The organism is Zwartia vadi (assembly GCF_030410375.1).
GTDB classification, from domain to species: Bacteria; Pseudomonadota; Gammaproteobacteria; order Burkholderiales; family Burkholderiaceae_B; genus Zwartia; species Zwartia vadi.
In genome coordinates this window covers 131,840-145,729 of record NZ_JAUHHE010000001.1, presented here as the reverse complement: position 1 = coordinate 145,729, position 13,890 = coordinate 131,840, and the positions used below count along the sequence as shown (strand labels likewise).

Annotated in this window: 13 protein-coding genes; 8 read left to right on the top strand and 5 right to left on the bottom strand. The window is 56.3% G+C overall.

What is annotated here, in order from left to right; genetic code table 11:
• The first annotated feature begins 76 nt into the window (after positions 1-76).
• The 3 genes from QWY27_RS00700 to mog are packed head-to-tail and all read left to right on the top strand — an operon-like array spanning position 77 to position 1,996.
• A complete protein-coding gene (locus tag QWY27_RS00700) occupies positions 77-1,042 on the top strand; it encodes a DnaJ C-terminal domain-containing protein (protein ID WP_290193841.1) in 966 nt (321 codons plus the stop codon).
• On the top strand, positions 1,039-1,395 hold the full coding sequence (locus tag QWY27_RS00695; RefSeq protein WP_290193840.1) for a chaperone modulator CbpM: 357 nt from the start codon (positions 1,039-1,041) through the stop codon (positions 1,393-1,395). The genes QWY27_RS00700 and QWY27_RS00695 overlap by 4 nt, the downstream gene beginning before the upstream one ends.
• On the top strand, positions 1,364-1,996 hold the full coding sequence (mog, locus tag QWY27_RS00690) for a molybdopterin adenylyltransferase (protein ID WP_290193839.1): 633 nt from the start codon (positions 1,364-1,366) through the stop codon (positions 1,994-1,996). Before QWY27_RS00695 ends, mog begins: the two co-directional genes overlap by 32 nt.
• Here mog and QWY27_RS00685 read toward each other — a convergent pair.
• Complete coding sequence (locus tag QWY27_RS00685) at positions 1,993-3,150, bottom strand: class I SAM-dependent methyltransferase (RefSeq protein ID WP_290193838.1); 1,158 nt, start codon at positions 3,148-3,150, stop codon at positions 1,993-1,995. The genes mog and QWY27_RS00685 overlap by 4 nt on opposite strands.
• A 137-nt stretch (positions 3,151-3,287) precedes the next feature.
• On the opposite strand from QWY27_RS00685, the gene fba reads away from it, so the two are divergent.
• From fba to QWY27_RS00660, 5 genes are all read left to right on the top strand, one after another.
• Positions 3,288-4,352, top strand: coding sequence for a class II fructose-bisphosphate aldolase (fba, locus tag QWY27_RS00680; RefSeq protein ID WP_290193837.1), 1,065 nt, complete (start codon positions 3,288-3,290; stop codon positions 4,350-4,352).
• Between the two features lie 5 nt (positions 4,353-4,357).
• Positions 4,358-5,239, top strand: coding sequence for a phosphoribosylaminoimidazolesuccinocarboxamide synthase (locus tag QWY27_RS00675; RefSeq protein WP_290193836.1), 882 nt, complete (start codon positions 4,358-4,360; stop codon positions 5,237-5,239).
• 62 nt (positions 5,240-5,301) lie between these two features.
• A complete protein-coding gene (gene purE, locus QWY27_RS00670) occupies positions 5,302-5,808 on the top strand; it encodes a 5-(carboxyamino)imidazole ribonucleotide mutase (protein WP_290193835.1) in 507 nt (168 codons plus the stop codon).
• 26 nt (positions 5,809-5,834) lie between these two features.
• Positions 5,835-6,962 (top strand): 5-(carboxyamino)imidazole ribonucleotide synthase, encoded by a 1,128-nt coding sequence (locus QWY27_RS00665; protein WP_290194088.1) that lies wholly within the window; start codon positions 5,835-5,837, stop codon positions 6,960-6,962.
• A gap of 12 nt (positions 6,963-6,974) precedes the next feature.
• Positions 6,975-7,997, top strand: coding sequence for an L-threonylcarbamoyladenylate synthase (locus QWY27_RS00660; protein WP_290193834.1), 1,023 nt, complete (start codon positions 6,975-6,977; stop codon positions 7,995-7,997).
• Between the two features lie 57 nt (positions 7,998-8,054).
• Here the strand turns inward: QWY27_RS00660 and QWY27_RS00655 are convergent, their stop codons facing one another.
• From QWY27_RS00655 to QWY27_RS00640, 4 genes are all read right to left on the bottom strand, one after another.
• Positions 8,055-9,245 carry an acyl-CoA dehydrogenase gene (locus QWY27_RS00655; protein ID WP_290193833.1) on the bottom strand — a complete coding sequence of 397 codons (1,191 nt, stop codon included), beginning with the start codon at positions 9,243-9,245 and terminating at the stop codon, positions 8,055-8,057.
• Positions 9,246-9,311: 66 nt separating this feature from the next.
• Positions 9,312-11,000 carry a thiamine pyrophosphate-binding protein gene (locus QWY27_RS00650; protein ID WP_290193832.1) on the bottom strand — a complete coding sequence of 563 codons (1,689 nt, stop codon included), beginning with the start codon at positions 10,998-11,000 and terminating at the stop codon, positions 9,312-9,314.
• 79 nt (positions 11,001-11,079) lie between these two features.
• The gene (locus tag QWY27_RS00645; protein WP_290193831.1) at positions 11,080-12,747 is read right to left on the bottom strand and encodes an acyl-CoA dehydrogenase family protein; all 1,668 of its coding nucleotides are present in this window, start codon (positions 12,745-12,747) and stop codon (positions 11,080-11,082) included.
• Between the two features lie 16 nt (positions 12,748-12,763).
• A complete protein-coding gene (locus QWY27_RS00640) occupies positions 12,764-13,873 on the bottom strand; it encodes an NAD(P)/FAD-dependent oxidoreductase (RefSeq protein ID WP_290193830.1) in 1,110 nt (369 codons plus the stop codon).
• Between the last annotated feature and the right edge of the window lie 17 nt (positions 13,874-13,890).

The following is a 13,890-nucleotide window of genomic DNA, read 5'->3' as shown; positions in this document are numbered from 1 at the left end:
GACTTGTATTTTTGTGAATTTGCCCCCATTGTGAAGACATATCCACCTTTTTGGCACAAAATTTTTGGCCACACACATGGAATTCAAAGACTACTACAAAATTTTAGAAATCACCCCCGAGGCTTCGCAGGATGACATCCGCAAAGCCTATCGCAAACTCGCGCGTAAATATCATCCGGATGTGAGTAAGGAAAAAGACGCTGAAACTCGCATGCGTGAGGTCAATGAGGCCAATGATGTGTTGCGGGATGAGGAAAAGCGAGCCGCTTATGATCAGCTCAGAGCGAATGTCTCAGCTGGAGGCGCTGCGCCCGGACCAGGTTGGGATCGCGGGTTTGAGTTTGCGGGAGGCGATGGTCAGGCCGCCGGTGACGCAGAGTTTCATGACTTTTTATCGAGTCTGTTCAAGCAGGCTGAGCGACAGCGCCGTAGCCAAGGTGCGGATGCGCGGCAAACGGGTGGGCAGCCTTACAAGGGCGAAGATCATCACGCAGAGATCGAGATTACGCTCGAGGATAGCCTGCATGGTGCGACACGCGAGCTCGGTTTGCGCGCTGTTCAACTCGATGCTCAGGGTCGGCCTCACTTGGTCAATCGCACACTGAGCGTCAAAATCCCAAAAGGTGTGCGTGCGGGCCAGATGATTCGTTTGTCTGGTCAAGGGATGCCAGGCGAGGCAGGTGGGCCTGCGGGTGATTTATTTTTGACTGTACATTTTGCACCACACCCCATTTATCAGGTGCAGGGTCGAGACTTGAGCATGAAACTGCCAGTCACGCCCTGGGAGGCCGCCTGTGGCGGGCAGGTGCGTGTGCCAACCTTGCAAGGCGAGGTGGAGGTCAGTATTGCCGCGGGTAGTCAACCCGGCGGCAAACTCAGACTCCGTGGCAAGGGCTTGCCGGGCGATCCTGCTGGCGATTTGTATCTTGTGCTGGATGTCGTTTGGCCACCTGCGACGACGGACGCTGCCAAGGCTGCTTATCAAGCTTTAGCCAAGGCCGCCCCTTTTAATCCGCGCCGTCATTTGGGAGTACAAGGATGAAAGCGGTGACGATTTATTCTGCGGTGATGGTCGATGATGCTGCGCCGCTTTCTCTGCATGAAATGGCCTGCTTGTGTGAGCAGCAAATCGATTGGGTCGTGACGCTGGTGCGCGAGGGACTGGTGGGCGTCGAACGGAATATGATTCCTGCCGAGACTTCGCCCGAGAGCTGGGTCTTTGCCAGCGCTGCGGCGGCGCGCGCACGTCAGATCGCTCGAATCCAGAGGGATTTTGAGGTCAATCTGGACGCAGCCGCATTGATGGTTGATTTAATGGAAGAAGTCAGACAATTAAGAGCGCAGCTCGAGGTTTTTACGCATCATGAATCATCCTACCCCCGCAGCCAATCCTGAACGTCACCCCGATACGATTCGGATTGGACTTGTCTCAGTATCAGATCGCGCTTCTAAAGGCGTATACGAGGATCAGGGTATTCCTGCTTTGGAAAGCTGGCTTAAAAAAGCGGTCGCGACGCCAATCGAGTGTGTGACGCGTTTGATTCAGGATGACGCCGCGACGATCTCCGCTACGTTGATCGAATTGGTCGATCGTGAACGTTGCGATTTGGTGTTGACGACGGGTGGGACCGGTCCTGCGCGTCGAGATGTGACGCCTGAGGCCACCACGGCAGTCGCGACACGCGAGATGCCGGGTTTTGGCGAGCAAATGCGTCAGATTAGCCTTCAGTTTGTGCCGACTGCTATTTTGTCGCGTCAGGTTGCCGTCCTCAGAGAAATCGAGGATCACGCCGCCTTGATCATTAACTTGCCGGGCCAGCCCAAGGCAATCAGCGAGACGCTCGAAGGACTGAAGCGAGATGATGGTTCGGTGGTCGCCTCGGGTATCTTCGCTGCCGTGCCTTACTGCATCGATTTGATTGGCGGGCCGTACATCGAGACGAATGAGGACGTTGTCAAAGCCTTTAGACCCAAGTCCGCTCGTCGCGCGTCTTAAACTCGTAATCGCCAGAGAGAGGTGATTTCGGCGCGTCGCGCATCGGCTAAAGGGTCTTCGTCATCCTTTGTTTTCGGATGTGTGGGACGGATATCCAATCGCTCCATCACCCGAAGTCCTGCGACGTTTATTTTTTCCAAGAGGTCTTCCCTCTTGCGCAAGCCGAGGTGCTCGGCCAGATCCGACAAGATGAGCCAACCTTCTCCCTGAGGGGTCAAATGCTCGGCCAGGCCGTTCAGGAAACCATTCAACATGCGCTGATCCTGATCGTAGATGGCATGTTCAAGCACCGAGGCCGGACGACCGGGTAACCAAGGCGGGTTGCAAACAACCAAATCCGCGCGGCCGGCAGGAAATAAATCTGTTTGTTCAAAATCAACCCGAGCAGAGAGCCCCAGGCGTTCGATATTTTCACGTGCACAGTCGAGCGCGCGCGCTTGTGTGTCCGTTGCTGTGACGTGTCTGAGCCCGCGTTTGATCAGCATGGCGGCAATGACACCTGTCCCTGTTCCGATGTCGAAAGCACGGCCCTGTACACCCGGTCCTTGCGGCAAGGGTGCTCGCGCGATCAATGCCAAATACTCAGAGCGTGTGGGGGCAAAAACACCATAATGTGGGTGAATGCGGGCACCGAGCGCGGGGATTTCGATCCCGTTTTTACGCCATTCGTAGGCGCTGATTAAACCGAGCAATTCCGTCAGAGGCATCACATAACCTGAAGAAGTGTCTCCATGAGCAGCCAGGCAGGCCGCTTTGACATCAGGTGCCCGACGATGCGCGAGGTGGTGGTGCGGCTCAAAGGGCAGACAGAGCATTCCGAGCGTGCGGGCGCGTTGCGCACGTGCCAGTCTGACTTGGTGAAAGCGCTCCGGGTAGGGGAGTTCGAGGTATTTCGGGCGCCGCTTCGCTGCGCGTCGCGCAAGCGCCTGCAGCAACAGACGGGCATTTTGAAAGTCTCCTGTCCAGATCAGTGCGACGCCCTCGCTTGCCAGCCTGTAGGCGCTGTCCGCACTCATGGTGTCGTCGGCCAGGACCGAACGTTTTGGGGCGGCCCAGCCGTTTTCGGAGCGCCAGGAAGCGGTGAGAGTTTGCTCCCCGGCAAGCCATGAAATAGTCTGGTTTGTGCTGCTTGGAAAGGATTTGCCGTGCGGCATGGAGGCTTCTCAATAGAGGGTCAGAAGAGCTTGGGCCCCCGATTTTGGGGGGCATAGGGCAAATACGGTCGTGCTGCCGTAAAATACTCGGAAAATACCCTAACAACCCCGACATTTTGCTCTAAAAAGGATCTCTCATGGCTTTAGTTTCCATGCGCCAGCTTCTTGACCACGCCGCCGAGCATGGTTATGGCATTCCCGCGTTTAACGTGAATAATCTGGAACAAGTGCAGGCCATCATGGAAGCGGCCGCGCAAACTGATAGCCCTGTCATCATGCAGGCCTCTGCTGGTGCGCGTAAATATGCGGGCGAGGGCTTTTTGAAATACCTGATTCAGGCAGCGGTTGAGTCCTATCCACACATTCCTGTCGTGATGCACCAGGATCATGGCCAGTCTCCCAAAATCTGTCAGGGTGCGATTGACTTGGGATTTTCCAGCGTGATGATGGACGGCTCGCTCAAAGAAGACGGCAAGACGATCGCTGATTACGATTACAACGTTGCCGTGACCAAGCAGGTTGTGGACATGGCACACAAGCTAGGCGTCACTGTTGAAGGTGAGCTGGGCTGTTTAGGTTCGCTTGAGACGATGCAAGGCGACAAAGAAGACGGTCACGGTGCCGATGGCAAACTAACGATGGATCAGTTGTTGACGGATCCCGAGCAGGCCGCTGATTTTGTCCGTCGCACTCAGCTCGATGCCTTGGCGATCGCGATTGGCACAAGCCACGGCGCCTACAAATTCACACGCAAGCCCACAGGCGATATCCTGTCGATCTCCCGTATCAAGGAAATCAACAAACGTCTGCCCAATACCCATCTCGTGATGCATGGCAGTTCCAGCGTGCCTCAGGAATTGTTGGCTGAGATTCGTCAGTTTGGCGGCGACATGAAAGAAACTTACGGCGTACCTGTCGAAGAGATTCAAGAGGCCATCAAGTTTGGTGTGCGCAAAATCAATATCGATACGGATATCCGTTTGGCGATGACCGGTGCGATCCGCCGTTTCTTTGCAGAAAATCCTGGCAAGTTCGATCCCCGCGAATACCTTAAACCTGCTCGTGAGGCGGCTAAAGCAATTTGCGTGGCGCGCTACCAGCAATTTGGTACTGCTGGCAACGCCAGCAAAATCAAGGTCGTGCCACTCAAGGACATGGCGGCTCAGTATGCTGCGGGCAAACTGTCGCAGGTCGTTCAGTAAACATTATGACTACAGCGCTTTATCAATCCAGTATCCAATCCCTCCCGTTGCTTGCACGCGGTAAAGTTCGCGATATGTATGCGGTGGGCGATGACAAGCTTTTGATCATCGCGACTGACCGCATTTCGGCATTTGATGTGATTCTTGACGATCCCATTCCCGGTAAGGGGCAGGTTCTCAAGGAGCTCACCGACTTCTGGCTTGAAAAGCTCGCGCACGTGCTGCCCAATCATTCAACGGGAATCCGCCCGGAGGATGTGGTCGCTCCAAATGAGCGCGATCAGGTGATTGGCCGTGCTGTGGTGGTCAAGCGTCTGAAACCCATCATGGTTGAGGCGGTGGCGCGCGGGTATCTGATTGGTTCCGGCTGGAAGGATTATCAAGCAACGGGTTCTGTTTGCGGGATCAAATTGCCTCCCGGCCTGAAGCAAGCAGGGAAACTTCCTGAGCCGATTTTCACACCTGCCGCCAAAGCCGAGATGGGTTTGCATGATGAAAATGTAGACTTTGCGCATGTGATCAAGGAAGTGGGTCAGGAGATGGCTGAGCGGATCCGTGCAGTGACCTTGCGTTTGTACTCTGAGGCTGCGACCTATGCAGCAACCAAGGGCATCATGATCGCGGATACGAAATTTGAATTTGGGCTGGATGAGCATGGCACGTTGCACTTGATGGATGAGGTGCTGACGCCGGATTCATCGAGATTTTGGCCTGCAGAGGGTTATCGTGAAGGCATCAGTCCACCTTCGTTTGACAAACAGTTTGTGCGCGACTGGCTCGAGACGCAGGATTGGGCCAAGACACCACCCGCGCCTCGACTGCCTGCTGAAGTGATTGCTAAAACGGCAGCCAAGTACCGCGAAGCCCTTGATCGCTTAACTGCTTAACCGCTTAATTGCCTCGATTTCCGGGCAGTTAACCGCTGATCCACTATTTGCGAGTCTCTGTTATGACCTCTTTATCTTCTGCTGGTACGCCGGTCGTCGGCGTCATCATGGGTTCATCCAGTGATTGGGATGTCATGCAGCATGCAGTCAATATGCTGGGTGAGTTTGGCGTGCCTTGTGAGGCGCGCGTCATCTCTGCCCACCGTATGCCACATGACATGGCTGAATATGGCGCACAGGCTGCGGCGCGCGGCTTGCGTGGCATTATCGCCGGTGCGGGTGGCGCGGCACATCTGCCTGGCATGATGGCTGCGCTGACTGAAGTGCCCGTGTTTGGTGTGCCTGTCCCGTCTAAATATTTGCGGGGTGAGGATTCTCTTTTATCGATCGTCCAAATGCCAAAGGGTATCCCGGTTGCCACCTTCGCGATTGGTGAAGCCGGTGCAGCAAATGCCGCACTGCATGTGATTGCCAATCTCGCAACGACCGATACGGTGTTGCGTGAAAAGCTCAAGGCGTTTCGCGCCCGTCAGACAGAGGCTGCGCGCGCCATGAAGGTGCCGCTGTGATCGCACCGGGTGAGTGGTTGGGTTTGATGGGGGGCGGTCAGTTGGGCCGCATGTTTTGTCACGCCGCACAGTCGCTGGGCTATCGTGTGGCCGTGTTGGATCCTGCGCCTGAGGGGCCGGCTGCGTCTGTGGCCGATGCGCATATCCAGGCCGATTACGACGATGAAACCGCATTGATCAAGTTGGCGCAACGCTGTCGCGCCGTGACGACCGAGTTTGAAAACGTTCCAGCGCAGAGTCTGTTGACCTTGGCCGCGCATAGTCGCGTGACGCCTGGTTCGCATGCGGTCGAGATTGTTCAGGACCGGATTGCAGAAAAAGCTTTTATCGTGAGCCAGGGCGTCGCCGTTGCGCCCTATGCGGCGATTCGTTCAGAGTCGGATTTGCGTGCGGCAGGTACGCATCTTTTTCCAGGGATTTTAAAAGTTGCCCGTCTGGGTTACGACGGCAAGGGTCAGGCGCGGGTGCGCTCTCTTGATGAGGCACTCACTGCTTTTTCTGAATTCGGTGGCGTGCCATGTGTGCTCGAAGCCATGCTGGATCTCAAAGAAGAGCTGTCAGTTGTATTGGCGCGCGGGCTCGATGGACAGTGCGCGGTTTTTCCCGTTGCCCGAAACGTCCATGAGCAAGGCATTCTTGCTGTGACAACGGTCGATATGCAGCCAGCCGCGATGACGGCTCGCGCCACCGAAGCCGCGCTGGCAATCGCAAGCGGCTTAAAGTACCAGGGCGTGTTGTGCGTGGAGTTTTTCGTATTGGGTGACGGCCAGTTGCTCGTCAACGAGATTGCCCCACGTCCGCACAATAGCGGTCACTTCAGCATGAATGCCTGCGTGACAAGTCAGTTCGAACAGCAGGCACGAATCATGGCTGGTTTGCCGTTAGGCAGTACGCGTTTACTCGCACCGGTTGTGATGCTCAATATTCTGGGGGATGTCTGGTACACAGGTGCTGGAGATTCTCAAACCGAGCCTGACTGGGCGGGTGTATTGGCTGTGTCGGGCACCTCTTTGCATTTGTATGGCAAGCGCGAGGCCCGTCGTGCTCGCAAGATGGGACACGTCAACTGCACGGGAACATCACTCGCCGAGGCGGTGCAGCATGCCAATCAAGTTGTCCAGATTTTGCGTTTGCCCGTCGCGGCCAAGCTTTGAGTTGGTGGTGAAGTGACGACTTCTTCAGATAACGAAATCAACCAGGCTGCTCAAGTATTACTCAAAGGCGGTCTCGTTGCTTTTCCAACCGAGACAGTCTACGGACTGGGTGCGGATGCAGAGAGTCGCGAAGCCGTCGAGCGCATCTATCAAGCTAAAGGTCGTCCTGCCAATCATCCCGTGATTGTCCATGTCGCACCAGAGGCTGATTTGTCCTACTGGGCCGCGACCGTCCCCGATGAAGCGCGTGCCTTGATCGATGCGTTTTGGCCTGGTCCGTTGACCCTCATTCTCAAGCGCGCCGCGCACATCACTGAGGCAGTCAGTGGCGGACAAGATAGCGTGGGGGTTCGCTGCCCTTCGCATCCCGTTGCGCAAAAGTTGATTCGAGCCTTTGCCGCGGGTAAACCGTCCGGTCAGGGCGGTATCGCTGGCCCTTCGGCCAACAAGTTTGGACAAGTCTCTCCTACTCAGGCTTCGCATGTGCGAGATGAGTTCCCTGAGCTTGTCGCGCAGGGTATGCAGGTACTGGAGGGTGGGGCGAGCGAAGTGGGAATCGAATCGACCATTGTTGATTTGTCACGTTTGGCTCAGGGCATCGGCCCAGTCCTTTTGCGTCCCGGAAAAATCACTGCGCAACAAATATCCGCGGTGTTGAACAGAACCGTTCAAGACGCCGATGCGCAGGCGCCCAGGGTCTCCGGCGCCTTGAAATCGCATTACGCCCCCCATACGCCGATCAGACTGTCAAACGCTGCTGAAATGCTGACAGCGGCGAGTCAGACTGCTCACGATGTTTCAAAGCCGACTGTTTTTGTGACCTACTCGCTTGCTCAGGAAGTATTACCCAGACGACCTGGCGTAGAGTGGGTGACAATGTCCGCACATGCGGAAGTCTATAGCCATGCACTCTATGCGACTTTGCGCGCCCTGGACCAGGGTGGATACGGGCAGATGGTCTGGGAAGCTGTTCCAGACAGTCTCGAGTGGCTGGGTATTCAGGACCGGCTTGTACGCGCCGCTGCGGCGTTTTAAAAAATAATCGCGCTTCGTTGAGCGCGATTATGTCTAACAATCACAGATGGTCAGGATTTAGAAAAAAGCCTGGATACCTGTTTGAGCACGACCCAAAATCAAAGCGTGGATGTCGTGTGTGCCCTCGTAAGTGTTCACAACCTCGAGGTTAACCAGGTGGCGTGCCACACCGAACTCGTCCGAAATACCGTTGCCGCCCAACATATCACGCGCCATGCGTGCGATGTCGAGTGCCTTGCCGCAGGAGTTGCGCTTCATGATCGAGGTGATTTCAACGGCTGCAGTGCCTTCGTCCTTCATGCGACCCAAACGCAAGCAACCTTGCAGGCCGAGCGTGATTTCGGTTTGCATATCCGCCAGTTTCTTTTGGATCAACTGGTTCGCTGCGAGAGGACGACCGAACTGTTTGCGATCCAGCGTGTACTGACGAGCCATATGCCAGCAGAACTCGGCCGCGCCGAGTGCGCCCCAGGCGATACCGAAGCGCGCTGAGTTCAGGCAGGTAAAGGGGCCTTTCAGTCCAGTCACGCCCGGCAGCATTTGCTCGTCGCTGATTTCGACGTTGTCCATCACGATTTCACCGGTGATGGAGGCGCGCAAGCCGACTTTGCCATGAATGGCCGGAGCCGACAAACCTTTCATGCCTTTTTCAAGGATAAAGCCACGAATGCGACCATCATGATCCCCGCCTACGCACTTGCCCCACACGACGAATACATCGGCGATCGGGGAGTTGGAGATCCACATCTTGTTGCCGGTCAGGGAGTAGCCGTTAGCCGTTTTGACTGCGCGAGTCTCCATGCCGGCCGGGTCTGAGCCGTGGTTGGGCTCAGTCAAACCAAAACAGCCGATCCATTCGCCGCGTGCGAGTTTGGGCAAGTATTTTTTCTTTTGCGCTTCGCTACCGAACTCATTGATCGGCACCATGACCAAAGAGGACTGCACGCTCATCATCGAGCGGTAACCTGAATCCACACGCTCGACTTCGCGGGCGATCAGGCCATAACTCACGTAGTTCAGTCCGGAACCACCGTATTCGACCGGAATGGTGGGGCCCAGCAAACCAAGCTCGCCCATTTCAGGGAAAATTTTGGCGTCGGTTTTCTCATGGCGAAAACCCTCGAGCACCCGTGGGGCCAGCTTGTCCTGACAATATGAGCGCGCCGCATCGCGAATCATGCGCTCCTCGTCGGTCAGCTGGCTATCCAGCAAGAGTGGGTCTTCCCAGTTGAAAGAGGCTTCAGCCATGTCATGCTCCAAAATAAAAACTATTTAAAAGTGTACAAAATACCTGCTCGGGCGAGTCCGAAAACCTTAGGCTTTCTGGGCAGCGGCTCTGAGCTTTGAAATGGTGGTGGTGGGGGTGATCGCCTCGGGGTCAATCAACAAATGCAGGATCGCAGGCTTGCCGCTTGCGACAGCGCGCTCGAAAGCGGGACCGAATTCGTCTGTTTTCTCGACACGCTCGCCATGACCACCAAACGCGCGCGCGTAGGCCGCGAAATCTGGGTTTTTGAGCTGCGTGGCGGAGATGCGACCTGGATAGTGCTTTTCCTGATGCATACGGATGGTGCCATACATACCGTTATCGATGATGACAACCACGATGGGCAGGTTGTATTGAACTGCCGTGGCGAATTCTTGGCCATGCATCATGAAACAACCGTCACCGGCAAAGCACACCACCAGCTTGTCGGGTGAAAAACGTTTGGCACCGACGGCCGCAGGCAAGCCATACCCCATCGAGCCAGAGGTGGGCGCAAGTTGTGTACCGTATTGTGTAAAGCGATGAAAACGATGCAACCACGTGGCAAAGTTGCCGGCGCCATTGGTCATGATGGCGTCTGTAGGCAAATGTGCTTCGAGGTATTCCATCACGCCACCCATCTGCACCGCACCAGGTGTTTTGATTGGCGCGGGGTTGCTCCAGGCAAGGTAGCTTTGGTGCATGGAGGCGGTGCCCTCGGCCCAAGGCGTGGCCTTAGGGGTGGGCAGTGCCGCCAGCTCGGCCGCGAAGGCGATCGGTGAGGCATTGATCGCGATCGAGGCACGGTAGACACGCCCGAGCTCACCGCTGTCAGGGTGGACGTGAACCAGCTCCTGCTTGGGCACGGGAATATCAAACAGCGTGTAGGCCTGACTGGGCATTTCAGACATGCGACCACCGACCAGCAGCACCAGATCGGCGTCTTGAACCCGCTTGAGCAAATCGGGGTTTAAACCGATGCCCACATCACCGATGAAACATGGGTGATTGGCGGGGAACAGCATTTGACGGCGGAATGAGACTGCGACGGGCAGCTTGAACCGCTCGGCGAATTGTGTAAATTGTTGAACCGCCTGCGCATTCCAGCGTGCGCCACCCAGAATCGCAACGGGTGCTTTGGCTTTTGATAGACGCTCGGCCAATGCAGCCATTTGACCGGCGGCAGGTGCGGAGTCGATCACCTCGTAATGCGGGGCATCTGCGACTGTGGCAGTCTCGACCAGCATGTCCTCTGGCAAGGCAATCACGACGGGACCGGGACGACCGGACGTGGCGACATGAAACGCGCGTGACAAAATTTCAGGAATGCGCGCCGCGTCATCGATCTCTGTCGCCCACTTGGCGGCTTGCCCGAATACAGCGCGATAATCCATTTCTTGGAAGGCCTCGCGCTCACGCATGCCGCGTTCAATCTGTCCGACGAACACGATCATGGGGGTGGAGTCTTGTTTGGCGATATGAATGCCAGCCAGGGCATTGGATGCGCCCGGACCGCGCGTGACCATGCAAATGCCGGGCGCGCCGGTCAATTTGCCATACGCATCCGCCATCATGGCGGCTCCACCTTCTTGGCGGCAAACCGTGACATCGATGCTGACATCCACTAGTGCATCAAGCACCGCCAGAAAACTTTCGCCCGGTACACAGAAAACGTGTTTGACACCGTGACTGACAAGTTGGCCGACTAGGATCTGACCACCGGTACGAGGCTTGCTGGGGGAGGGTGCTTGGCTCATTTTTTTGGGTCTTTTTAAAAGAAAATAAAGATATGTCTAATCATATCCCGATGAGAAGGGTATTTCCTCTGATGGAGGGTTAGACAGATTTAGAGAGCCACTCGATCAAGCGGCTATCCGCCAGGAGGGGGTCGGCAATCGGATCTCGGGGGGCTAAGCGATTTTGCAGGACGATGTCGGCAAGAAGGCTGCGAATCGGCATATTTGCCTGTTTGGCCTCCCAGCGCATGCCTGCCATGGTCACGACGTTATAAAGGGCTGTGCCGACTTGGCGAGCCTGTTCCGATGCATTGGACGAGCTGGCCGTTTGGGCAAAGGCAAAAGCGCGCTCGATGCGCTCCGCTTGCAGGCCGGCAAGCTCCGGCCGCACGGGCGTACCCTCGGCGAGCAATTTTTCCACGTGCGCGCGCAGGGCAGGCAAGGAGTCCTCACGCTGAATCGCTCTGAGCACATCAAGTGCCACGATATTGCTCGTGCCCTCCCAAATCGACCCCAGGTGTGCATCGCGCAGGATCCGTGGATCGCTCCACTCTTCGATATAGCCGCAACCGCCACGCACTTCCATCGCATCGCCCGCGACTTTACGCGCGTCGCGACAGGCTCGAAACTTGATAAGAGGTGTCATGATGCGCATCAGCGGACGCTTTGAAGAATCTTCGTCCGAAGCGGCCAGTGCTTGTGCGGTTTGATAAACCATCGTGCGGGCTTGTTCGGTCAGCATGGCCATTTTGCTGAGCTGGCGCTGCATGAGCGGCATCTGGTTCAGACTTTTGCCAAAAGCCATACGATGCTTGGCGACGAAGAGCGCTTCGGTGAGGGCGCGTCGCATGAGTCCGGCGGCACGTACGCCGTTTGATAGTCGCGAATTGTTGATCATATCCGCCATGTGCTTGAAGCCTTGGCCCCGTTCGCCCACAAGCCATGCAAACGCACCTTCGAGACGGATTTCGCCACTTGCCATCGAGCGAGTGCCGAGTTTGTCCTTTAGTCGCAAAATTCGATAGTCATTCGGGGTGCCGTCAAGCTTGGTGCGAGGCAAGAGAAATAACGAGACGCCCTTGAGTCCGTCTAATGGTTCTGAGCGCGCCAGCACCATGGCGAACCCCGCATCCGGATTGGAACAAAACCATTTGTCGCCGTGAAGTAACCAATGACCATCGGGACCAAGTGTCGCCTCGGTGGCGGTGGCGCTGACGTCCGAGCCAGCACCTTGCTCTGTCATAAACATCGCCCCCTGATGGAGGGCGTCAAAATCTTGTGTGGTCACCAGAGGGAGCACGCGTTGAACAAGAGCGGGGTCGCCAAACTTGCGCAAGGTGCGGGCCAGCGAGTCCGTCATACTGACCGGACAACACAACCCGAATTCCGCCTGAACAAACAAATACGTCAAGGCGTATTTGGCAGCGGGTGGCATGGGTTCGGGCCATCCCAGGACACCTGCGCGATGGGACATCGCTGCCAACCCAAACTCGCTGTAGGCAAAACGCTCGAGTTCGACGTAGGCGGGATGTTTGTTGACTTGATTGGTGTCTATGCCTGCGCGCGTCCGCACGGAAAGCGTGGGAGGATGTTTGTCTGCAACACCCGCCAGATCATCGATCAGGGAGCCTGCGAGTGCTCCGAGTCGTTCAAGATGAGGTAACAGGTGTGCGTGAAGGTCTTTCGGTAAATAGCAAGCCAAGAGGTCGCGCCCCGAGTCTGCCGCAAAGAGGTTGATACCGTGAGCGTCTGGAACTGGGTGTGACATCTTGATTGTTTCCTGCTTATGGGTTGAGGCGCGCGAGTGTTTCCTGAGCGATGGCGAGGCTGGAGGTGAGTCCGGGCGACTCGATGCCGAACAGGTTGACGAGCCCGGGAATGCCATGCGTGGCGGGGCCTACGATCATGAAGTCTGCTGCGGGTTCATGGGGGCCTGAAACTTTGGGGCGGATCCCTGTATATCCCGGAGAGAGCGTGCCGTCCTGCATGCCCGGCCAGTAGCTGCGAACCGCTTCGTAAAAGCCTTCGCAACGGCTGGGGTCGATGTCGTAATCCACTCGGTCGATCCACTCTGTGTCGGGACCAAATTTCGCCTGACCGCCAAGGTCCAGTGTGAGATGGACGCCCAGCCCGGCATGATGAGGTGTGGGATAAATCAGGCGCGTGAAGGGCGCACGACCTTGCAGCGTAAAGTAGCTCCCCTTGCATAAATACTCGGTCGGAATCGAGGACTCGGGAATGCCTTCGATGCGACGAGCCAGGGTGGGTGCATGTAATCCCGAGGCATTGATTAAGACGTTGCATGACAAGCTCATGGCGTCAGCGCCACCGAACTGCAAGTCAAAGCCGCCCTGGCTGCGAACTTTGCCAGAGAGAAGGGGGGTATGAAAGACGCACTGAGCTCCAGCGTTTTCGGCATCACCCTGATAGGCGAGCATCAAACCATGACTGTCGATGATCCCTGTGGAGGGGGATAACAAAGCTGCCGTGCAAAACAGCGCAGGCTCAAGTGCTTGTGCTTGAGAGGCGGAGAGCAGTTCCATATCCTCGACGCCGTTGACTCTGGCTTTTTGAAGGATGTCCGTGAGCTTGGGGATTTCCTCTTCGCTTGTCGCAACGATGAGTTTGCCGATTTTTTTGTGTGCGACGCCTTTTTCCGCGCAATAGGCATACAGCATATGTCTGCCTTGCACGCAGAGTTTCGCTTTAAGACTGCCAGCCGGGTAGTAAATCCCTGCGTGAATGACTTCGGAATTGCGGGCGCTGGTGCCGGTGCCAATGCCTTCGGCGGCTTCAACCACCATGACTTCGCGCCCCGACAGCGCAAGCGCGCGTGCGATCGCCAAGCCGACGACACCGGCTCCGACGACGATGCAATCAATATCTGTACTCATGATGTCTCTTTCAATTC